Here is a 20,907-nt window from a genome sequence, read left to right on the forward strand (position 1 = left end):
ACTAACGCGGTGGTCACAAATGCGTCAGGCGCAAAACCGCCGCATTTGAGCCCTAGGGTCGGCCTTCAAAGCGACTATGTGAGTGCTGGCGTTAAATGTTTGATGAGGTGGCCAAAGTGAAATCTGTCGGGATCATCGCAGCAATATTTTTAGCGGGCGCAGCCGCGCCGGCTTTCGCCAAGAAAGTGGAGCTGAGTGAAACGGATTTCGCCTTCGAGCATGTCAGCTGTACTGGCGCGGCGAATGAAATCCGCGTTCTTGTCACGGGTGTGAAGAAGAGTGTGGGTCTCGTCACGGTGGATCTCTTTCCGAACAGGGAAGAAGGCTTTCTGCGCGGGCGCGGCCGTCTCGATCAGGTCAGGTTCGCCGCCAAGGCGCCAGTGACGAAACTCTGCCTGCATGCGCCGGAAAGCGGGCTTTTCGCGCTCTCGGCTTATCACGATGAAAACGCCAATGGCGATTTCGACAAAACCGGTCTCGGCCTGCCCGCGGAGCCATGGGGGATTTCAAACAATCCTAAAGTCGTGTTCGCCCCGCCGCCGGTGGAGAAGGCCCTTTTCAGCGTCAGCGCGGACAGCGCCGCCCATGTCAATATAGACCTTAATTGACGGCCTTTGCTTGAGCTGCGTTTTACTAGACCCTCATTCGCGTTAAGCTGCGAGACAATATCAGCTCAGGAAACCCGCATGCTCGACAAGACCGCCGCGCTGGAAATCCGCGCCGTTCAAACACCGGCCGATCTCAAAACCTTTATCCGCCTGGCGAATGACATCTATGCCGGCGACCCGAATTATGTGGCGCCGCTGGAATATGAGCTTTTGGCGCGGCTTGACGCCAACAAGAATCCGTCAATCAAGGACCGGCCACTGAAACGCTGGATCGCTTATAAAAACGGCGCGCCGGCGGGACGCATTCAGGCGCTGGTGAACCAGTCACATCTCGACCGTCACCAGGACGGCGCCGGTCATTTCGGCTTTTTCGAATGCATCGACGATCAGAAGGTCGCCCACGCGCTCATTGCGGCGGCAGGCGACTGGCTGAAAAGCCAAGGCGTGACAAAGATCCTCGGCCCCTTCAACAACTGCATCAATGAGGAAACAGGCCTTCTCGTCTCCGGCTTCGACACGCCGCCTTATGTGATGATGCCCCATGGCCGGCCCTATTACGCGCGCCTTCTTGAGGCGGAAGGGTTTCACAAGGCCGTGGACATGCACGCGCTGCAATATGTGCCGCGCCCGCAATTGATGCCGGAAAAGCGCCAACGCTTTATCGACAAGGCGCTGTCCAATCCCAAAGTCTCGTTTCGCAACATCGACATGTCGGATTTCAAAGCGGAGATCAGACGGGTCATTCATATCTTCAATGACGCCTGGAGCGATAATTGGGGGTTTATTCCGTTTACGGAAGAACAGATCGAGCATATGGCGGCGGAGCTGCGCCCGATCATCTCGCCACATAATGTTGTGTTCTGTTATTATGACGGCGAACCGGCGGCGTTCGCGCTGGTCCTGCCTGACGTCAACAACCTCACCCGCGATTTTGGCGGAAAGTTGCTGCCCTTCAACTGGGCGAAGCTGTTATGGCGGCTGAAAATGCAGCCAGTGCCGCGCGCGCGCATGCCGCTGATGGGCGTTGTCCGCAAGCTGCAAAGAAAACCTGTTGGCACTGCGATCGCCTATAAAATGATCATCATGGCCCAGGAAGCCAATGTCTCCCGCGGCGTGGTTCATTCTGAGCTGTCATGGATACTCGAAAGCAATGAATCCATGCTCACCATGCTCCTCGACATGGGCGCGGAGATTTACAAAACTTATCGTATGTATGAGAAAGCGCTGTGAAGATAATCCGGCTTATCAGTATCGTTTTAGTTGCGTTGATCGGCGCCGCGTCGGCGCAGGCGCCTGAGCCGATCCTTTATGGCTACCGCATTCTTGAAACCTATCCCCACGCCCGAGACGCCTTTACGCAAGGGCTCTTTTTCCATGACGGAGCACTGTATGAATCCACCGGCCAATATGGCCAGTCCTCCCTGCGCCAAGTGGATCTGACAAGCGGCGATGTCATGCGCAGAACCGACTTGCCCCAATCCTTTTTCGGTGAAGGCGCAACGCTGGCAGACGGCGATATCTTTATGCTGAGCTGGCGCGAAGGCTCGGCGTTTCGCTTTGACGCCGAGGATTTCGCCCTCAAGAACAGCTATTCCTATAAAGGCGAAGGCTGGGGCCTGACCTATGACGGCGAAAGCCTCGTCATGAGCGACGGCACGCCGCAATTGCGCTTTATCGATCCGGCCAACTTCGCCGAACAGCGCCGTGTCGAGGTGACGCTGCGCGGCAAGCCGTTAAAGCAGCTCAACGAACTCGAATGGATCGATGGCGCCGTCTACGCTAATGTCTGGAAGACCAATGCGCTGGTTAGGATCGATCCTGAGACTGGCGTCGTTACCAGCATCGTCGATCTGCGCGGCCTGCTAGAAGCCGAAGACATCGTCCCCGGTGAAACGGACGTTCTCAACGGCGTCGCCCATGCCGGTGAAGACGGCGTCCTTTACGTCACCGGCAAATATTGGCCGAAGCTCTTCAAGATCGAACTTGTCGAGCTGACGAACTAACTAAAAAGCCTAGCGGAAAAACGGCTCATCAAAACTTCTCAGCTTGCGCGAATGAAGCGTGCCGCCGCGCGCTTCCTGGCGCAGGATATCAATCGCGCGAAGGCCGATATCGAGATGCTGGCTGATGCGCTCCTGATAAAACGCATCGGCCATGCCCGGCAGCTTCACTTCGCCATGAAGCGGGCGATCGGAAACGCATAGCAGCGTTCCGTACGGGACGCGGTAACGATAGCCATTGGCCGCAATCGTCGCCGATTCCATATCTATAGCGATGGCCCGCGCCTGATTGAGGCGCACGGCGTTGCGCTCAAAACGAAGCTCCCAGTTGCGGTCGCCCGTGGTGACAACCGTGCCGGTGCGCAAATGTTCTTTCAGTTCGCGCTTTTCAACTTTCGACACTTCCTGCACGGCCTGCGTCATCGCAAGCTGCACTTCGGCAAGCGTCGGCAGCGGCACCGACGGCGGCAACACATCGTCGAGCACATTGTCTTCGCGGAGATAAGCGTGGGCGAGCACATAGTCGCCAAGCCGCTGCGACCGGCGCAGACCGCCGCAGTGACCGATCATCAGCCACACATGAGGCCTCAGCACCGCAAGATGGTCGGTGATCGTTTTCGCATTGGACGGGCCGACGCCGATATTCACCAGCGTCACGCCGTCATGGCCCTTCTGGGCCAAATGATAGGCCGGCATTTGCGGCAGCCGCGCCGTGGGCGGCGCGCTCGGCTCCTTGCCTTTCATGGTGACGCGGTCGCCGGGCTCGATCAGCGCTTCGGCGCGGCCCGCCTCAACTTCCGCTTTGGCGAATTCAACGAATTCATCAACATAACGCTGATAATTCGTGAACAGAATATAATTCTGAAAATGCTCCGGCTTCGTCGCGGTGTAATGCTGAATGCGGTGAAGCGAATAATCGATACGCTCCGCCGTAAATAACGACAAGGGCATGGCGCCGTGACGTTTCAGAATGAAATGACCGTCGACAATATCGTCATTAGTGGAGACGAGATTGGGCGTATGGAAATGATATTGAAGATGGTTGCGCTTTTCCGCCGTAAGGTTCGCCGTCGCCTTCTCAAGCGCGAAGGTGAGCGGGATGGGCGTGAAAGAGCGGCCCACATAAACTTTCGCCGAAAACCGGTCCATGATCCGCGCAAGCTGTTCTTCGAAATAATTCGAGAACAGCGATGGCTGCGTGACTGTGGCGCCATGCACGCTTACTGAGGCGATCTGGCCGAGAGCAAGCTTGGAGGTCTGCGGCGCGGCCTCCGCCGGCACCACGGCGCACAGATAGGGATAAACAGCCCCGCCCTCGCCATGATTAACATCATCGACCGCCTCGCCGGCGAGATACCGGTCGAACCGCGCTCGGATCTGCGCATGAGCTTCCTCATATAGCGCCTCGAGCCGCGCCGTCGCCTCTTTCGGGCTGGCGCAGGCGACGAGATCGCTGGCGGGGACATCAAAATCCAGCATTTCCGCCATGCTTGCCTCCTGAAAATCAAAAAAAGTCCCGCTCTTTACACCGCCGCGCCGTCAGAAGCCAGCGCACTGGACATCAAAGGATCAGGAGCGTCGAAGTCGCTCAATGACGCGGGACGCCAGCACGGCGGCGCGATCGCGCAGCGGGGCGTCGCCCGGACGCGGCGGCGCAACACCCCTCGCCCGCAGCCAGCCATTCGCCCGGCGCAAATGCGCCTCAGCGTCAGACGCCTCGGAGCGCCAGGTGATGGAAAGCGACACAGAAACATCCGGCCCGACCTTCACCCAATGCGGCGCCTTCACCGGCACATAAAGCGCATCGCCGGGCGCCAGCTCGATCTTGTCGCCTTTGCCTTCATACTCATCTTGGTAAGGAAGGTTTCTGTGTCCGCCCGGCTTATGAAACACCTCATGGGCCTCATCGCCGAGGAAACTATCTGCATCGCTTGGAAAAATCGTGAAGACTTTCGTTCCGCGCACCTGCATGAGGATGTTGTGTTCCGGGTCCATATGAAACGGTGTCACCGACCCAGGAGAAGAGACAAAAATAAAACCCTCGCGCATATGCATCTTGCCGGTTGCAGCCCGCGCCGCCGGAGCCACATCGGCAAGACAGCTTTCAAGAAGCGCCGCATAGTCCGTGTCCTGTTCGATGTTTTTCAGAACGATCCAGGACTTGTTTTCCGCGATCCGGCAGACCGTTTCTTCCGCCGACAGCCCGTTCATGGGCGTTTCCGCAGGGTTTTGACCAATGGGAAGCTCGCCGGAATTATATTCAACGGACGCTTCCGGCAGCGTCTGGGCGAGCGCGACCAGCCGGTCCATGGCGAATAGAGGATGGTCCGTCAGATGGTGGCGCAACCGCGCCGCCGCAGCCGGATAGCGCGCCGAAAACACAGAAAGACATGCGGGATCGAACGCCATCGCCCTACTCCTTCGGAAACCGGTCGCGCGCTTGTTCAAGCGCTTTCGCCAGCGCTAACCCCGCTTTCGATACGAGCCCACGGCCGCTGACATTCAGCCCGGTGATCACGCGGCGCGCCCGCCACAGGCCGTTAATCATAGAATGATCCGGCGCGGCGCAACTGTCAGCAAAGCGGAATTCAGCACGACCCAATAGTGAGCGCATCGCCTCAATCTCGATCATCACGCCCGGAGAAAACCGGTCGAAATCGGGATCGTGGCATATCTTGAGCGAATATCCGGCTCCGTTGATGACGAGCGTCGCCAGCATCGCAATGGGCCGCCAGTCAAGGTCGATGCGCATCAGGTGAAGCTCGCCCGCATCATGAGCGCGTTTCAATGTTTGACGGAACCAGTCGGCGTCGTGATCGCTCGATTTCAGGGAGGTGCCTTTCTTGCCCTTCCAGCCTTTGTCTTCGAGAAGCAGAAATTCCTCCGCCCATGCGGCGACATCATCCGTAGGCGTTGCTTCTCGTACGGCAATCTCGCCCAATTCGTTGAGGCGGTTGCGCAACCGTTGCAATTCCTTGCGTTTCTTTTTGCGCACATGGACCGCCAGCGTCGCCTCCGCACTCGCCCCGCCCTGCAATGCCGCGCGCGCAATGGCGCCAGCCTCATAGGCCATGCGCTTGTCCAACCCGGCAGTCGTTGCGGCCGCGGCATAGACCGGCCCATCCCGCTCGATACGCCCAAGCCGGACAAAACTGCGGCCCTCATCGCTTTCACATAATAGCGCAAACAGCTCCTTAAGCGCGGTCTCTTCAAATCCGCGCGCGATCAGCGGCGCGCCATAATAGCAATGAGGATGTGTCCAGGTCGCCCAGTAACGATAGGGAAGCTTGGCGTAGAACAGCCGTTGCTCGACGGGCCACAGGCCGATCAGCCGCTCGCCGAACCAGACACAGGCGAGGCGCGTTTTCTCATCGCCATAGGCCTTGAGCGCGGGGAACAGCGCCGCCGGGGCAAAAAAGGGATTGTCTTCAATCAGTCCTTCACACAGGGCCGGCATGGCGGCCTCGAGCGCCGCCGCCTCACCGCACGAGATCAGCGCCGCGCGAACTTTGTCGCCGCTGGCCCCGCCTTCGATGATGTCCCCCTGCGCAGTCACCGGCGCTTTGTCTCCGAACCTGTTTTCTTACGGCACATAAAGGCGCGGTTTTACGCCCGCCTGTCCCGAATTCTTGCACAGCTCTTGCCGGTTCGCGCCTCTCGCGGCTGCGGCTTAAAGCGCGCGCACTTCATCATCGGAAAGACTGCGCGCCTCATCCGTCAGCATGATCGGCACCCCGTCACGCACCGGATAGGCGAGCCGCGCTTTTTTGCTCAAAAGCTCGCCGCGCTCGCGGTCATAAACCAGGGGCCCGCGGGTCTGGGGGCAGACAAGAATTTCCAAAAGCCGCTTGTCGAGCTCCGGCGGCACCATTTCCGTCATGATCGCATGTCTCCTGTTTGCGCAAACGCCCTATTGCAGGGGCGCGCCGTCATCATCGCCGCCGCCCGCCAACGCCATCAGCGCGGTGAGGCATTCAGCCTGGTCCGCAAGAGTTTTGGCTTCGAGCAGCGCCTGTTTTTCATTGGGCTGGAACGGACACCCCATGGCGAGCGACACCACCAACGCCTCGATCGGCGCTGCGGCGGCCTTCTCCCATTCGACTTCCAATTGCTCCGTATCGAGATAATCGCGAAGCGCGGCGAGAAGCGCATCACGGTCGACCGCATCGGCGGTGATGTCGGTTTCATCATCGGCGCCGAAAGCCGACCAGTCCGGGCGCACCCTGCGGTAGGGCGCATCACCGGCCAGTTCTTCGGCCAGACGGAACCGGTGGGTGCCGGTGAGATTGAGCAGATAACGACCGTCAGCTGTTTCCGCGAAAGAAGTGATGCGACCGGCGCAACCCGCATCGTAAAGCGCCGGGTTTTCAGGGTTGGTCTCGTCGCGCGGCTGGACCATGCCGATCAGCCGGTCGCCCGCGAGCGCTGCATCCACCATGGCGAGATAACGCGGCTCGAAAATATTCAGCGGCAATTGTCCGCCGGGGAGCAGCAAGGCGCCAGCAAGCGGAAACAAGGGTAATGTTTCCGGCTTCGCTTTCAGTCTCGCGGGACCTTTCGTCCCCTTCATGGGCGTTTGCTCCGGGCTTTAGGAAAACAGGATCGAGGACAGGCGGCGGCGGCCACGCGCCGTGGCGGGATGGCCATGGCCCAGCGCCTCGAACACCGTCAGAAGTTTTTCGCGTGCCGCGCCTTCGTTCCAGTCGCGCTCGCGTTCAATGACCGCGAGAAGCGCGTCAATCGCCGATTCCATGGCGCCGGCGCCGAGAAGCCCATTGGCGAGCGCAAACCGTTTTTCAAGATCGTCCGGCGCCGCGGCCACCGCTTCTTCTAGCGCCGCAAGATCACCGCCCTTACCACCGCTCTCGGCTAGCGCAAGCGCGGCCTTGACGCTCGCCACCGCTGGGTCGTTTTGCTTGGCTTCCGGGATCATCGCGAGAGTGTCGCGCGCCTGATCCTTGTCGCCGAGGGCAAGATGACAGCGCGCGAGCCCCGCAAGCGCGGCAATATTTTCCGGGTCCGACTGTGCGGCCTGCGCATAAAACTGCGCCGCCGTCGTCACGTCGCCAGCCTCAAACGCCGCATCGCCCATAGCGAGATAATCCTGATCGGGGCCGCCCATGGAGCCCGCGGCGCCGTCCATCTGAGGCAAGCGATCGATAAACGCCTTGATCTCGCTCTCCGGCAAGGCGCCTTGGAAACCGTCGACAGGACGACCCTGGAAAAACGCATAGACCGTAGGGATCGACTGGATGCGCATCTGCGATGCAAGCATCTGGTTCTTGTCGATATCAACCTTCACCAGCCGCACCTTGCCGCCCGCCGCCCGGACGGCGCGTTCAATCATGGGGCCGAGCTGTTTGCACGGGCCGCACCAGTCCGCCCAGAAATCAACGATAACCGGAACTTTCATGGACGCGGCGAGAACATCCGCCTCAAAGGTCTCAATCGTTGAGTCCTTGATCAGATCTGCATCCGCCTGTCCTTGCGCCGCACCGCCGCCGATGATCTCAGTCATGCCTAGTCTCCATACCTTCCCTCATAAATGAGGGCGCACGCAGCGAAACGCAACCGGCAAGCGGGGCCGTTTCAGCCCTCAAACGGAGCTGCGAGGTCAAGAATTTGCGGCGTGAAGCCGCAGGCTTCCACAAAACGCACAAGATCGGCGGGGCGAATAGCGGTGGAAGCGGTGTTTTCCAGAGGGTGAAACCAGACCGGATCATGGTCAAGAAGCGCCTTGTCGAGGATCACCGTCGAGAGCGCCCGGGCGCTCTCATTGATCAAAGCAAAGGGGGTAACGGCCCCAGGAATGACCCCCATGGTGGCGGTCATGAGCTCTGGCTTGCCTAAGGAAAGCCGGCCTTTCGCCCCGAGCCTTTTACCAAGCCCCACGAGATCGACCCTGGTCTCGCTCAGCGCCACCGCAAGATAAAGAACGCCTTTCTTGTCCTTGAGAAAAAGGTTCTTTGAATGCCCGCCGGGCATGGACTTCTTGTAGTCGCGCCCCTCTTCCACGGTGAAGATCGCCGGATGCTCCACGGTCTTGTTGGGGATGTCAGCCTGATCGAAAAAACTGAAGAGCTCCGACCGCGTCTTGGCGTCCGGCCCAGGTTGGGGGCCCGCCGCCGAAGCCCTGTCTGCGCTGTCGGTCTTCTCCTCAAGGCTCATCGAAAAGCTCCCAAATCGTTTCTTTCACCGCTGTTTCCACCGCCACAGATTGAGGCTTGCAAAGCGCCGGGCCCTCGTGCATATAGCGGCCCCGATCGACCATCAAGACGGTCGAATACGTCAGTGAGCGGGCGTAGCTCAGGGGTAGAGCGAAACCTTGCCAAGGTTTAGGTCGTGCGTTCGAATCGCATCGCCCGCTCCAATTTTCGCAATAAAATCAATTCCTTGGATGAAGGTCGCGGCTTCGCGGCCAATCTTCGGCGTCGCCTCACCCGGTCGGCTCGCCAATCGCGCCGACATCGAGAACCGGCGCGGCGTCAAGCTCCTCGGCGTCAAGCAGCGCCACCGCCCGCTCCAGGCCCGCGACCAGAAAAGACTGCTCCCAGTCTTCCAGCCTTTCAAAACCGCGCTCAAAGCGCTGCTGTAAAATACTCGGCGCGTTTTCGAGAATGGCCGCGCCCTGTTCCGTCAACATCACTGTGACTCGCCGTTTGTCGGTTGCATCCGGCGTGCGTTGTAAAAGCCCGCGGCTTTCCAGCTTGTCGATCAGCGCAGTTACTGTTGCATGAGAAAGCGAAATGTCTTTTGCAAGCGCGCTCGGCGCCGCGCCGCCGGATTTGGCGATCATCTCCATCAGGATGAGTTGCGACGGCGTCAGGCCGCACTGTTTTGCAAGCGCGCGCGAGCTGATCTCTGTCGCGCGCAAAATCTGCCGCAGGGCGATAAGAGCGTGATCGATCCGGCTGGTCATAAGTCAGGTGGCTCCCCCTGCAAGGCTGGCTCTTTTCCTAACCAGTCAGTTCTTCCCTTAAGCCGCGCAAAAGACTCACGCAACACGCCAGCAACACCACCGTAAAGGGCAGGCCCGCAGTGATCGCCCCGGCCTGTAACGAAGAAAGCGCCGCAGAGCCGCCGCCAACGAGCAGAACGATGGCGATCAGCCCCTCCATGGTCGCCCAAAAGATGCGTTGCGGCACCGGCGCATGAAGTTTGCCGCCCGCCGTGATGCTATCGATGACAAGAGAGCCTGAGTCCGACGACGTGACGAAAAACACGATCAACAAAACAATCGCGACAAAAGAAGAGATCTGGTGGAACGGCAAATTCTCAAGCATCTGAAACAAGACAAGTGACACTTCCGTAATCCCAGCCGGCAACACGCCGACGCCGTCCTTGACCTGATCGATCGCGGTCATGCCGAACGCCGTGAACCAGACAATGGCGACCATCACCGGCACGCCCATCACCGCAATCAGGAATTCGCGAATTGTTCGTCCGCGCGACACCCGCGCGATGAACATGCCCACAAAAGGCGACCAGGAAATCCACCACGCCCAGTAAAAGATTGTCCAGCCATGAAACCATTCGGTGTCGTCGCGGCCGATCCAGTTACTGAGGCGGAAACTGTCCATCGCATAGGCGACGGCGTTGAGGCCGAAGCCTTTGAAGATGGCCAGTGTCGGGCCGGCGACAATCACAAAGAGCAGCAAGAGGATAGCAATCACGATGTTGATGTTGCTGAGCAGCTTCACGCCGCCATCAAGCCCGCGCACCACAGAAAAAATCGCCATGGAAGTAATGCCGGCGATCAGGACGATTTGCGTGCCAAGCCCGTTGTCAACGCCAAAGAGAAAATGAAGGCCGCTCGCCGCCTGTTTGGCGCCGAGACCGAGCGATGTCGCGAGACCGAAGATCGTGGCGACAACAGCCAGGAGATCGATCAAATGCCCCGGCCAGCCCCAGACCCGTTCACCCAGAAGCGGGTAAAAAGCGGAACGGATAGTGAGCGGCAGACCTTTGTTGAAAGTGAAAAAGGCGAGCGACAATCCCATCACCGCATAGACGGCCCAGGGCGTGACGCCCCAATGAAAAATCGTTGCGCTGAAAGCGAGCCGTTCCGCCTCGGGCGTGCGCGCCGCGACGTCAAGCGGCGTGCCGAACCAGTCCGTGTAATAGGCCGTCGGCTCCGCCGCGCCGTAAAACACCAGTCCGATGCCAACGCCAGCAGAAAACAGCATGGAGAGCCAGGACAAGACGCCGAAATCAGGTTTGGCGTCAGGCCCGCCCAACCGGATATCGCCGAAGCGCGATATGCCGATAAACAGGCAAAAAAGAAAAATGACATTAGTCGCGAGGACAAAGAACCAGTCGAAATGCTGAAGCGTCCAGTCACGCGCATGGGTCAAAACCCCGCCGGCGCTGTCGGGGAAAAGCAGCACCGACCCGGCGAAACTTAAAATCAACGCGGCGCTGGCGAAAAAGACCGGGTTATGAATATCAAGTCCCAACACCTCGATATTGTCCTGTCCCGTGGTGTAGTCCGTTTCATAAACGGACTCTTCGGGCGCCAGCTCTTCAGGCAATAATTCTTCATGCTCATTCGTCACGCGCGATACTCCGTCAGCGCTGGGCCGAGCGCTTTTTTCAAAGGGTCAAGAAAAGGATCGAACCGGCGCCATTGATCGACGCCGGATTTGTTGATGGGCTGGCGCACTTGTTCGGAACTCGCCGTGCGCACGGACCGTTCGGTTTTATGAAAATCCAGGCATGCGCTTTCGAAAGGAAGCCTGCAGAAATCGAGCATCCGGCGCACTTCACGTTCGAGATCGTCAATCACATCTTCATGCTGCACCCGCAGCACTTTCCCGGGCAGCGCCGCATCCCAATGGCGCATGAGCTCCACATAGCCGCGATAATAACGCCCGATATCCTCAAGGCCGTAGGTGAATTCCTGGCCTTCTGCGAAGAGTTGCTTGTAGCCGCTAAAACAACAGGCCATGGGCTCGCGCCGCGCATCGATGATCTTTGCGTTCGGCATGATCAGGTGGATGAGCCCGATATGCCTGAAATTATTGGGCATCTTGTCAATAAAATAGGGCGCACCCGCACGATGGATGCGCGTATCCTCAATATAGGCCTTGCCCATGTCGGCGAATTTTTCCGCCGGCAGGGTTTGCAGGATCTTCGGATAATCGGACTCGCCGCCAGCGCGACGGCGCCCGCGCAAACTTTGTGAAAGCGACAGGATATTCGGCAGCTCCAGCGTGCCGTCGACCTGACTGTGCGACGCCAGAATTTGCTCCAGCAAGGTGGAGCCCGCGCGCGGCAAACCGACGATGAAAATCGGGTCCGGCGCGTCGTAACCGGCGCCCGCGCGCGCATTGAAAAGCTCTGCGGTGCAGATATCGACCTGCGCTTGGAACTCCTTGTCCATGTCGTCGGCGCGATACGCGCTTTTCAGGCGCTTCAATTCATTGCCGCGCGCATAGTAAGAAAACGCCGTTTCAACATCGCCGCGATCTTCGCACGCTTTGCCAAGCGCAAAGCAAAGATGGAAACGGTCCTGATAGGCGGCCTCGCTGCGCGCCTCTTGCACCCGCATCGCCTCAATTTCTTCGTCAGTGAATTCATAAGTCTTGAGATTGGCGAGCGCGTAATAGGCGTCGCCCTGATCGGGTTTGGCTGCAAAGGCCGCGCGATAGGACTTGATTGCCTCGTCCGTGCGCCCCCATGTCTTCAAGGCGTGCCCGCGCGATGTCAGGGTCGCCGGATCGTCCGGCAGCGTCTCCAGCACCTTGTCGAAAAGGCCCAGCGCTTTTTCAAAGTCACCGGTTTGCAGGCTCTCAATGGCGTAATGCGACTGGAACAGGGGGTTGTGAGGGTCGCGCTCATACAGCGCCTTCGCCTGGTCCAGCGCCGCCTGAAATTTTTGCCGCTTGCGCAACAGCTGAATGTAATCAAGGCGAAGCTGAATATTGTCCGGCTCAAAGGCGATGGCGCTTTCCAGAAGGAAATCCGCGTCACCAAGCACACCCAGACGCGCGCCCACATCGGCCAGCAACCGCATTCCCTCCACATGGCGGGGATGTTGCTGAAGGAACCGGCGGCAGAGATTTTCCGCCTTGATGTATTTTCCTTCGTGAATGAAATTCGTGACGGCAAGCAACTCCCGGGGAATGCTCGCCAGTCTTTCGGCCTGTGCTTTCGCCTGTGCGGCGGCGGCGGTGCGGCCGAGCTCCCTCAGAATCTCTTCCTGCGCGCGCCAGCTCGCTTCAAGGCCCGGATTGGCCCGCACGGCTTGTCCGTAGGCGGACAACGCTTTTTCCAAGTCACCTGTCGAACGCGCGAGGTGGCCTTCTTCCTGATAGGCGCGGCCAAAATCCGGCGATGCGGACTTCAGCTGTTGCAGATACGCCGCAGCCTTTTCGGGCTGGCTCAGATAGCGCGCGCAAACAGCGCTCATATAAAGCGCATCGACATTATCCGGCGCCTCATCAAGCATCGGCGCCAACACCATGCGCGCATCTTCAAACCGCCCGGCGGTCATCAACCGCTGCGCTTCTCGAAGTCTGGCCTCTGTGCTTTCTTCCGTTGCCGACAAGGGCGCCGCCTTTTGACGAAAAAGCGCCCCTGACTAAGGGGCGCTTTCATGAGATGGGTTACGAACCGACTTTCACCGGCGCGTCCCCTAGTAAGTGTAGCCGAGCCGCACGCCGATGGTTCGCGGCCGCAGGACGGTGGTGCGATCGCGATCATAGACAAAGTTATTTGCAAGCTCGCCATAAGTGTTGCCGAGATTTTCGCCGAAAATTTCCATCGACCATTTTTCGCCGGCGACGCCGAAAGAGGCGCTCACCGTCGTCCAGGCGTTCACTTTCGCCTTGTTGATTTCAATGATGTCGCTGAAAGACGAGCCGGAATAAACAAGCTGCGATTGCAGATGCGCGCGCAGGCCGGTTGAAAGCTCCCATTCATAACGGGCGCGGATATTGCCCTGGAATTTCGGCGCATAAGCAAGATCGCCGCCGACAAGAACGTCATTGGTCGGGATCAGGACTTCCTTGATCTCCGTGTCGAGCACCGAAAAGGCGCCAGTGAGCGTCAGGCCGTCAATCGCGGTGGGCGCAAAAATGACATCGCCTTCGACGCCGAGAATTTCCGCATTCGCCGCATTGTCGGAGAAGAAGAGGTTGACGATGCTCGGATCGAAGATCGTCGTTTGCAGGCGCTCGATTTCAACAAAGAACGCATTGCCGTTGAGCTGAAGCTGATTTTCAAACAGCTGCATTTTCCAGCCAAGCTCGTAATTGGTCACCTCATCAGAATCGATGGCGAAGGGTACGGTGTAGCCGCTCCCGTTGGTCGCACCGCCGGGACGGTTGAGAAGCCCCGGGCGGAAGCCTTCGGAATAGGTTGCGTAGAACAACAGATCATCCGTCGGCGTCCAGCTTATATTGCCCTTGAAAATGAAACCGTCTGTCGCCGCTTTGTCGGGCGCGCTGAGGGCGTTGAAAATCTGCGTCGCCTGCGCTGTCGACAAGGCCGGGTCCGTCGCCATGATATCGGCGATAGTCTGGCCTTGATTGTAGGTGATGTGACGGCTGGTGTCGCACGAGCCGCGGAATGTTACCTGACCGTCGCCATTATAAATGTCGCTGATATCCGTGCCGAACGCGTTTGCGTCCGCCTGGAAGGAGTTACAGAAAGACGAGTTCGCGCTGCCTTCGAAATCGACTTCGATATCATAATAGCGCGTGCCGAAGGTCAGCGTCAGCGTATCGGGCACAAGCTCGAAACTCGCCTCACCGAAGAAGCCGAATTGTTTGTCCGTGCGGCGAATGTCATTTCTGAAAATCACGTCAGCCGGGAACGGACCCGCATCGGACGTGAAGCCGGTTGTGAACGGAAAGTTAGGCGCAAAACCGTTATTGGGGTGACCCGGCACCGGTTGTCCGAAAACATCGGCGAGGACGGAGCCCGGATAGGTGAAATCATTGCGCTCTTCCAGCGTCAGATCACTGTAGAAGCCGCCGACAGTGGCGCGAAGGCGCTTTTCCGCCGGCGTGTTGAAACGCAACTCGTGGGTGAAGACCTGTGTCTCTGTAACGGAATCGACCAGGAGGTTCGGCGCCTGACACGTCCCCATGGGCGCGCCGCCCGGGTAAGAAACCCCGCCGTCGCAAATATAATAGGGCAGATACTGACCGGCGAAGAGATAGTCGGAATAGTCAACGCGCTGATTGGTGTCGCGATCAGTAAAGGCGCCGGTGTAAAGCGCTTCCAGCGCGCCAAGGCGGCCTTCGATTGTCCAGCTTGTGTTGTTGAAGTCATCGTCCAGACGATCTTCGGAAAAGCGCTGGATCTCATATTCATCAAGATCGGGATCGGTGAAGAAAACCCCTTCCGAATCGAGCTTTTGACGCGCATGGGCGACCGTAATGCGCCAGTCGTCATTGATTTCGTATAGCGCCGATGCACGAAAGCCAGTGTATTTGGTGTCGTTGAAATCTTCCTCGACAAGATTGGCGTTGTCAGCGTCAAGGAAGGTGACGCCTGACAGATCATCCGTTGACTGAAAACCGGCGCGCTGCGCGGAAACCGGAACACCATTGGCGCGAACGGTTCCTTCCGGACGGAAGCGCGCGGACTCAGAGGCGTTGCGTGTGCCCGGCACATTGTCGATATAACCGCCGCGATCATCGATATAGCCGACGATGCGCACAGCAAAATCGTCCGTCACCGGAATATTGAGCATGCCTTCGAATTTGGCGCTCATCTCGCCGCCGTCAGTCGTCGAAACCCCGGTGGAGGCCGACGCCTGCAATTCGCCAAGGCGCGGCTTGTTGGTGATCAGACGGATCGTGCCGGCCTGAGAGCTGGCGCCGAACAAGGTGCCCTGCGGTCCGGGCAGAACCTCAACGCGCTCAAGGTCAACCGCATAAACATCAAGGTTGCGGCCCGGCTGCGCCAGGGGCTGTTCATCAAGATAAAGCGCAACATTCGGCGCAAGACCCGCAACGCCCGCTGTCGTCAGGTTCGGCGTCGTTGAGGCGAGGCCGCGAATATAGATCGTGTTCTGGCCCGGCCCGCTGCCCCCGGCGGTGACACCCGGAAGCTGAACCAGATAGTCGGAGAAATTATCGACGCGCAGTTCGTCGAGGCTGTCGGAGCCGAGCGCCTGAACGGCGACGGGAATGTCCTGTGCATTCTCGGTGCGCTTGGTGGCGGTGACGACGATCTGGTCCACCTGCGCATAGGCGGCGGAAGATAAGACTGTGGAAACGGCGAGCATGGATGCGCCGGTCAGGTACTGTTTCACTTGTAATCCCCTCGGATTGGTTGCCCCGCCTTTTCGGCAGGTTTTTGAATGCCGGGACGCGGAAGACGCATCAAAGCGCCTCAACGCAGCTCACACCGGCAAAATGATGGTGATGAGGGGGTTATAGAGAGTGTTTCGAAAAACGAAACATATCGGCTGCAAAATTCCATGACTTGATCATAACTATATGATTATAATGACTTAAATATATCCGCCGAGGAAGTTTATTTTGAATTTCAAAAATATATATGGCGCAAGGGCTCTTTTCGCGACAGGGCCGGCAGCCCGGAAAATACGGCGGGGCCGCTGACGGTTCAGGCTTCATGCCCAAGCGTCGTGAGAGCGCCGCCAAGGCATTCCACTTTTCCGCCCGGCGCATTAGACAGGGCCGGGCCAGTCTTTGGAGCCGCTCATGCATAATGTATTCGATCCCACTGCCGCCGCCGCAGGAGACATCGATTTCGACGCCTTCCTTGCAGTCGACATCCGGGTGGGAACGGTCATCGCCGCCGAGCCCTTCCCTGAGGCGCACAAGCCCGCCTACAAACTGAAGGTCGATTTCGGCGCCGGCATTGGTTTTAAAAAAAGCTCGGCGCAGATCACGGCGCACTACACGCCCGAGGCGCTGCTGGGCAGACAAGTGGCGGCGGTCGTCAACTTCCCGCCGCGTCAGGTCGGCCCGTTCATTTCCGAAGTGCTGGTGCTGGGGTTTCCGGATGATGACAGAAACATCGTCCTGTTTCGCCCGGACGTTGCCGTACCGAACGGCGCAAGACTGGTTTAAGCAAAAGCGTTCGCGCAATGCTGCGGCGTTCGACTTTCCCTTATTTTACAGGCTTATCTTGAACAGGAGAAGCGCACGTCAGAGCGTCGTAATCGATGCGCCCTTGGCTTCAAGCTCAGCGCGGCGGGCGCGAAAATGTTCGCCATAACCATAGAATGGAATGCGCGGATTCAAATGGTGGATGAGGTGATAATTCTGGAAAACGAAGACCGCCGTCACAATCGATTGAAGCGGACCGCGCGCAAGAATGACATTGCTTGAACGGTACGGATCGGTCTCGTCATGGGGGCGGTGCACAATGTAAGCGAAAAACATCGCGAGCACCGGCATCACCAGCATCGCCGGCAAAATCCAGAGGAAGAATGTTTCAGCGCCATAGCCAAGCGCCGTCAGCGTAATCCATGCGGCGAGGACAACAAGGCGCTGGCCGTAAATCGAAATCGCCTCGTTACGCTTCAGCGTCCCCTCGCGCATCATCCGCCAGAGCTGCAGCTCATACCCCCAGAGAATGGTCGAACAGCGCAGAAAAACCGTCACCGGATTTTCTTTCGCCACCCACATATCACCATCCGTCGCCGGATCGTTGGGCGCGCGGTGATGCGCAAGATGCACCGCCTTGAAGGCTTGGAAAGGCAAAAAGAACCAGATGCTGCCATAATGGCCAATGGCCTCATTCAGCCAGCGCAGGCGCGGATTGCCGCCGGAAATATTGCGGTGAATGGCTTCGTGATTGACATGCGCCAGCACATAAAGAAGCACCGCATTCACAAGACACCCCGCCCAGAGGGGAAACGCCCCGTTCAAAGAAGCCGTTACGGATGCGATAAGACCGGTCCAGAGCGCGAAGAAGAACGCCACGGTCGGCCATGCGGCGCCGCGGGCTACGGGCCGCGCCCGCGCAAAAGCATCAAGGGATCCAACATCCGTCATAAGGAAACATTAAGTCTTTGTTTACCTTCCCGCAAGCGACTTCCGCCGTGAAAAACCTACTGAAAATCAATCGAAAGGGCGCGTCTTTACTGGCCGCCGCCAAAACCTCGTTAACTCTCTTGCGGTAGTAAAAATCATGGCGCCGCCTCTTAATTCCGCCGGATTGGATCTTCAGAAGAAGCCAAATCCGCTAACCGTCTTCCAGCAAACCCTGGAACGAGACGGCATTTCGCCATGGACAGCCCGCTTCAGAGCCGATGACACGGAGCGGCGCTATATCCACAAGCTCGTGGAAACCACCCTGCCGACCGAGCGCCTGCTCTGGTACACGGTGATCTTCACCTATCTCGGCTACTGGATCCTCGACGTCCTGACTATTTCCGAAGGGCTGCAAACGGTGCTCACCATGCGGGTGATCGTCGCTTGCGCCATTGCGGCGTTGATCCCGCTTTCCTTCGTGCCGAAAGTGAAACCGCATTTCGGCTGGCTCAGCGCCGCCGGCATCTGGCTGTCAGGGCTTTCCATCATCGGAATGATCGCGATCATCCCGCCGCAGGGCGCGCCGCCCTATATCATCGGCGTCCTTGTCACTTTTGTTGCGGCGTCCTGCATCATGCGGATTCCCTTCCGGGTGGCGGCGGCGGCCTATATCTCGACCTCGGCGGTCTATCTGGCGGTTCTCAATATGCGACCCGCCTTTTCGAATGTGGATGTAATTTCGGGCCACTTCTTCATGCTTTCCATAGCCGCGGTCGCCGTGGCGACGAGTTACATGCAGGAGATCCGCTCGCGGATGATCTGGCTGCGCGACGAACAGCGCAAGCGCGACAATGAAGTCATCGAGAAACTCCTGATCGAAGCCACCGCAGCCGACCAGTCAAAGATCAATTTCCTGTCCATGATGAGCCACGAGCTCAGAACGCCGCTGCATCAGATCATTGGCTATGCCGAAGTTGTCTCTAATTCCTTCAAGGCGGCGAATGATCCCGGCAATAACGCCCGTCACCTGAGCGAGATTCACGGCTCGGCGCATATCCTTCTGTCGCGTATCCAGAAAATGTTGCGTTTTGTCGACGCCACTGCCGGTAAGATGAAATATGAAATCGTCGACACATCGGCGACAGAGCTTGTCGACGTCGCGATAGAACGCATGCGGTCATCGCTGGAAAAGGCCGGCATCCGCGTCGAAACGGAAGCGCTTAAGGATGCAACGCTCCATATCGACATCGTCCATACCTGCTACGCCATCAACAACCTGATCGAGAATGCGATACACGCCTCAGAATCGGGCACGACGCTGCATATCAGCGGAGAAAAACTTGAAGACGGCGCCTATGAACTCGCTATTCGCGATGAAGGCCGGGGCATGTCGCCGGAGCAAATCGAAAAAGCGATGAAGCCGTTCACCCAGAGCGAGTCGGCGCTGGTGCGGTCGCGCGAAGGGCTGGGTCTAGGGCTGACCGTCGCCAAGCATATTTTTGAAGATCAGAACGCGACTGTCAGGCTCGCCTCTGACGGGCATACAGGCACCTGCGCCATCGTCCGGTTCAACCCGCCAAAAGCGAAAGCTGAAGGCAAGCCCAAAAAGGCGCGCTACGCCTGACGAACCGGGGCTTTCCAGCGTCAAAATCAAAACAGAATGCGGCTTACTCGGCCGGTTTCTCGACAACGAGGAAGTAGATCGCTTCGAGCGGATCGGACACGACCGAGACTTTCGCGCCGGGGATATCGCAGGCCATGGCCCGCATCTCGTCCTCGTTGCGGAAGTAAAGGCTCCAGTCGGTGACGTATTCGAGCGGCCAGATCCGGCCAGTCTCGAGATTGTTCACATTGCCGATAATCACCTGACCGCCCGGCTTCACGAAATCATAAAGCCGTTTGACGAAGCGCTGGGCGAGCAGCGGGTTCAGGTAATCCACAAGACCTGAGGAATAAATCACGTCATTGCCGACAAAGACGGTATTGTCAGAGGACGGACGAAGCATCTCGCGGAAGGAAATATTGAGGCCGCGAATGCTCAGGCGATCCCGCTCCGAAAGGCGCGCGACGCTGTCAAAAGCGTAGTCGAGCGCGGCCGGCTCCTGATCGACGAGATTGATGCGCCAGCGCGTGTTTTCAGGCGCCAGCTCCAGAAGGTCTTTGATTTCACGAGCGGGCCCGGCGCCGACGCTGGTGACGGTAAACTCGCCGCCCTCGGAACCACGCGCCGCGGCATAGTCGGCGATAAGGCTCGCCACGGTTTCCATGCGCGTAATGACGAAGCGCGAGGCGCTCATGCCGAGAAGGTGGAGGAATTTCTGCGCGACCGTGTCGCCTTCCGGCCTCGGATCATACCCGTAATTCATGATCTTGTAGTCGCCCGGATAGCCCGCCGGTTTGTAATAGCAGCGCGCCCAGCCCGGGCCGCCCATAAGAACCTGGGAGACCGTGCGTTCGGTGTAGGATTTGTAGGCGATGCGTTTTTGCTTGTCGTTATGGATCCGTGCGGTCAGCTCGTTACCCCGACTGATGAGATCGAGCCACTCGGTCTCGGCGGCGGCGGCGAGATCGCGGGCGATGTCATTGAGATCGTCCGCCGTGCAACGGTCTTCGATCGGCGCCACATGTTTTTGAATGCGCAGGAGATAGCCGCCGAGAAAGGCCGTCGCGTCAGCGCAAAATGATTTATAGTGGATGTCGGGCTCAAGGTCCGGCGCGACGCCGCGCCCTTCGCGCGCAAGCACGCTGGCGTTTTCGCGGATCAGCCAGTCGAGGTCGAACCGGTTCGCCTCAAGCTCGAAGCCGACGCTGACGCCGCTCGAGCCGGCGAGCCTGCGGACCTTGCGAGCGGCGCCCAGAAAGAGTTCACGGCCATGTTGGGTGAGACGCAGGACGCCGGACGTACCTGCGGGAGCGCCAAGATCGCCGCCGCGGCCACGGGCGATGCAGCCGGCACCAGCAGCGCTGATATTGTCGAGATCGAAGACTTCATCTTCAAAGGTCAGGCGCGGGGGAGACCCGGCAAAGACCGTCGACGCCTCATAGCGGTTCGGGCGGAAAAACCGCGCCTTACCGGCTGCGCCGGGGAGATTCTCGTAGCTCTTCGACATTACGCCACCCCAAATAAAACTCTCCCCTCATTCGGAGTATGCCTAACAAATCGTAAAAAACAACGTATCACGCAAGCTTCCTGCGGAAAACCGATGGTTAAAACTCGGATTCGCAATCAAAGCAGAGAAAACTGGCGCGTGCGGAGCATTCTATATCGTTTCGGCTATCAAAAACGGGCATATTGAGGGATTTCCGCCTTGGACATAGCGCCGCACTGCACGAATTGCG

General features: G+C 58.5%; 18 protein-coding genes and 1 tRNA gene. 6 read left to right on the forward strand and 13 right to left on the reverse strand.

The window, feature by feature from the left end; all coding sequences use genetic code 11:
- Positions 1 to 95: 95 nt before the first annotated feature.
- The 3 genes from ACFOOP_RS04550 to ACFOOP_RS04560 all read left to right on the forward strand — a co-directional run bounded on the left by ACFOOP_RS04550 (position 96) and on the right by ACFOOP_RS04560 (position 2,611).
- Entirely contained in the window at positions 96 to 608 is a 513-nt protein-coding gene (locus ACFOOP_RS04550) for a DUF2141 domain-containing protein (protein ID WP_379879679.1), read from the forward strand.
- 78 nt (positions 609 to 686) lie between these two features.
- Positions 687 to 1,838 (forward strand): dATP pyrophosphohydrolase, encoded by a 1,152-nt coding sequence (locus tag ACFOOP_RS04555; RefSeq protein ID WP_379879680.1) that lies wholly within the window; start codon positions 687 to 689, stop codon positions 1,836 to 1,838.
- Positions 1,835 to 2,611 carry a glutaminyl-peptide cyclotransferase gene (locus ACFOOP_RS04560; RefSeq protein WP_379879681.1) on the forward strand — a complete coding sequence of 259 codons (777 nt, stop codon included), beginning with the start codon at positions 1,835 to 1,837 and terminating at the stop codon, positions 2,609 to 2,611. Before ACFOOP_RS04555 ends, ACFOOP_RS04560 begins: the two co-directional genes overlap by 4 nt.
- 9 nt (positions 2,612 to 2,620) lie before the next feature.
- On the opposite strand, the gene ACFOOP_RS04565 is transcribed toward ACFOOP_RS04560, so the two are convergent.
- From ACFOOP_RS04565 to ACFOOP_RS04595, 7 genes are all read right to left on the reverse strand, one after another.
- Complete coding sequence (locus tag ACFOOP_RS04565) at positions 2,621 to 4,096, reverse strand: AMP nucleosidase (protein WP_379879682.1); 1,476 nt, start codon at positions 4,094 to 4,096, stop codon at positions 2,621 to 2,623.
- A gap of 81 nt (positions 4,097 to 4,177) precedes the next feature.
- Positions 4,178 to 5,017: a cupin-like domain-containing protein gene (locus ACFOOP_RS04570; protein ID WP_379879683.1), complete on the reverse strand. Its 840-nt coding sequence runs from the start codon at positions 5,015 to 5,017 to the stop codon at positions 4,178 to 4,180.
- Positions 5,018 to 5,021: 4 nt separating this feature from the next.
- Complete coding sequence (locus ACFOOP_RS04575; RefSeq protein WP_379879684.1) at positions 5,022 to 6,164, reverse strand: GNAT family N-acetyltransferase; 1,143 nt, start codon at positions 6,162 to 6,164, stop codon at positions 5,022 to 5,024.
- A 114-nt stretch (positions 6,165 to 6,278) separates the two neighbouring features.
- On the reverse strand, positions 6,279 to 6,488 hold the full coding sequence (locus tag ACFOOP_RS04580; protein WP_379879685.1) for a Trm112 family protein: 210 nt from the start codon (positions 6,486 to 6,488) through the stop codon (positions 6,279 to 6,281).
- Between the two features lie 30 nt (positions 6,489 to 6,518).
- Positions 6,519 to 7,178 carry an LON peptidase substrate-binding domain-containing protein gene (locus tag ACFOOP_RS04585; protein ID WP_379879686.1) on the reverse strand — a complete coding sequence of 220 codons (660 nt, stop codon included), beginning with the start codon at positions 7,176 to 7,178 and terminating at the stop codon, positions 6,519 to 6,521.
- Between the two features lie 18 nt (positions 7,179 to 7,196).
- Positions 7,197 to 8,126, reverse strand: coding sequence for a tetratricopeptide repeat protein (locus ACFOOP_RS04590; protein ID WP_379879687.1), 930 nt, complete (start codon positions 8,124 to 8,126; stop codon positions 7,197 to 7,199).
- Between the two features lie 71 nt (positions 8,127 to 8,197).
- The gene (locus ACFOOP_RS04595; protein WP_379879688.1) at positions 8,198 to 8,776 is read right to left on the reverse strand and encodes a prolyl-tRNA synthetase associated domain-containing protein; all 579 of its coding nucleotides are present in this window, start codon (positions 8,774 to 8,776) and stop codon (positions 8,198 to 8,200) included.
- Positions 8,777 to 8,903: 127 nt separating this feature from the next.
- On the opposite strand from ACFOOP_RS04595, the gene ACFOOP_RS04600 reads away from it, so the two are divergent.
- Positions 8,904 to 8,978: transfer RNA gene (locus ACFOOP_RS04600), tRNA-Gly, on the forward strand.
- A gap of 66 nt (positions 8,979 to 9,044) precedes the next feature.
- On the opposite strand, the gene ACFOOP_RS04605 is transcribed toward ACFOOP_RS04600, so the two are convergent.
- From ACFOOP_RS04605 to ACFOOP_RS04620, 4 genes are all read right to left on the reverse strand, one after another.
- On the reverse strand, positions 9,045 to 9,527 hold the full coding sequence (locus ACFOOP_RS04605) for a MarR family winged helix-turn-helix transcriptional regulator (protein ID WP_379879689.1): 483 nt from the start codon (positions 9,525 to 9,527) through the stop codon (positions 9,045 to 9,047).
- A gap of 37 nt (positions 9,528 to 9,564) precedes the next feature.
- A complete protein-coding gene (locus ACFOOP_RS04610) occupies positions 9,565 to 11,163 on the reverse strand; it encodes a BCCT family transporter (RefSeq protein WP_379879690.1) in 1,599 nt (532 codons plus the stop codon).
- Entirely contained in the window at positions 11,160 to 13,157 is a 1,998-nt protein-coding gene (locus ACFOOP_RS04615; protein WP_379879691.1) for a tetratricopeptide repeat-containing sulfotransferase family protein, read from the reverse strand. Before ACFOOP_RS04615 ends, ACFOOP_RS04610 begins: the two co-directional genes overlap by 4 nt.
- An 87-nt stretch (positions 13,158 to 13,244) precedes the next feature.
- Complete coding sequence (locus ACFOOP_RS04620; protein ID WP_379881507.1) at positions 13,245 to 15,848, reverse strand: TonB-dependent receptor; 2,604 nt, start codon at positions 15,846 to 15,848, stop codon at positions 13,245 to 13,247.
- Between the two features lie 439 nt (positions 15,849 to 16,287).
- On the opposite strand from ACFOOP_RS04620, the gene ACFOOP_RS04625 reads away from it, so the two are divergent.
- Positions 16,288 to 16,659, forward strand: coding sequence for a tRNA-binding protein (locus ACFOOP_RS04625; RefSeq protein WP_379879692.1), 372 nt, complete (start codon positions 16,288 to 16,290; stop codon positions 16,657 to 16,659).
- A gap of 78 nt (positions 16,660 to 16,737) precedes the next feature.
- Here the strand turns inward: ACFOOP_RS04625 and ACFOOP_RS04630 are convergent, their stop codons facing one another.
- Entirely contained in the window at positions 16,738 to 17,589 is an 852-nt protein-coding gene (locus tag ACFOOP_RS04630) for a fatty acid desaturase (RefSeq protein ID WP_379879693.1), read from the reverse strand.
- 136 nt (positions 17,590 to 17,725) lie between these two features.
- Here ACFOOP_RS04630 and ACFOOP_RS04635 point away from each other — a divergent pair, with 136 nt between their 5' ends.
- Positions 17,726 to 19,192, forward strand: coding sequence for a sensor histidine kinase (locus ACFOOP_RS04635; RefSeq protein WP_379879694.1), 1,467 nt, complete (start codon positions 17,726 to 17,728; stop codon positions 19,190 to 19,192).
- Positions 19,193 to 19,235: 43 nt separating this feature from the next.
- Here the strand turns inward: ACFOOP_RS04635 and ACFOOP_RS04640 are convergent, their stop codons facing one another.
- Positions 19,236 to 20,678 (reverse strand): class I SAM-dependent methyltransferase, encoded by a 1,443-nt coding sequence (locus tag ACFOOP_RS04640; protein WP_379879695.1) that lies wholly within the window; start codon positions 20,676 to 20,678, stop codon positions 19,236 to 19,238.
- Positions 20,679 to 20,907 lie beyond the last annotated feature (229 nt).

This window comes from Hyphococcus aureus, from assembly GCF_042643165.1.
GTDB classification, from domain to species: domain Bacteria; phylum Pseudomonadota; class Alphaproteobacteria; order Caulobacterales; family Parvularculaceae; genus Hyphococcus; species Hyphococcus aureus.

Excerpts from the sequence above, each read along its gene's own strand:
- ACFOOP_RS04550 (WP_379879679.1), top strand. The coding sequence starts at position 96 with ATGTTTGATGAGGTGGCCAAAGTGAAATCTGTCGGGATCATCGCAGCA.
- ACFOOP_RS04555 (WP_379879680.1), top strand. The coding sequence starts at position 687 with ATGCTCGACAAGACCGCCGCGCTGGAAATCCGCGCCGTTCAAACACCG.
- ACFOOP_RS04565 (WP_379879682.1), bottom strand. The coding sequence starts at position 4,096 with ATGGCGGAAATGCTGGATTTTGATGTCCCCGCCAGCGATCTCGTCGCC.
- ACFOOP_RS04570 (WP_379879683.1), bottom strand. The coding sequence starts at position 5,017 with ATGGCGTTCGATCCCGCATGTCTTTCTGTGTTTTCGGCGCGCTATCCG.
- ACFOOP_RS04580 (WP_379879685.1), bottom strand. The coding sequence starts at position 6,488 with ATGACGGAAATGGTGCCGCCGGAGCTCGACAAGCGGCTTTTGGAAATT.
- ACFOOP_RS04585 (WP_379879686.1), bottom strand. The coding sequence starts at position 7,178 with ATGAAGGGGACGAAAGGTCCCGCGAGACTGAAAGCGAAGCCGGAAACA.
- ACFOOP_RS04590 (WP_379879687.1), bottom strand. The coding sequence starts at position 8,126 with ATGACTGAGATCATCGGCGGCGGTGCGGCGCAAGGACAGGCGGATGCA.
- ACFOOP_RS04595 (WP_379879688.1), bottom strand. The coding sequence starts at position 8,776 with ATGAGCCTTGAGGAGAAGACCGACAGCGCAGACAGGGCTTCGGCGGCG.
- ACFOOP_RS04605 (WP_379879689.1), bottom strand. The coding sequence starts at position 9,527 with ATGACCAGCCGGATCGATCACGCTCTTATCGCCCTGCGGCAGATTTTG.
- ACFOOP_RS04620 (WP_379881507.1), bottom strand. The coding sequence starts at position 15,848 with ATGCTCGCCGTTTCCACAGTCTTATCTTCCGCCGCCTATGCGCAGGTG.
- ACFOOP_RS04625 (WP_379879692.1), top strand. The coding sequence starts at position 16,288 with ATGCATAATGTATTCGATCCCACTGCCGCCGCCGCAGGAGACATCGAT.
- ACFOOP_RS04630 (WP_379879693.1), bottom strand. The coding sequence starts at position 17,589 with ATGACGGATGTTGGATCCCTTGATGCTTTTGCGCGGGCGCGGCCCGTA.
- ACFOOP_RS04635 (WP_379879694.1), top strand. The coding sequence starts at position 17,726 with ATGGCGCCGCCTCTTAATTCCGCCGGATTGGATCTTCAGAAGAAGCCA.
- ACFOOP_RS04640 (WP_379879695.1), bottom strand. The coding sequence starts at position 20,678 with ATGTCGAAGAGCTACGAGAATCTCCCCGGCGCAGCCGGTAAGGCGCGG.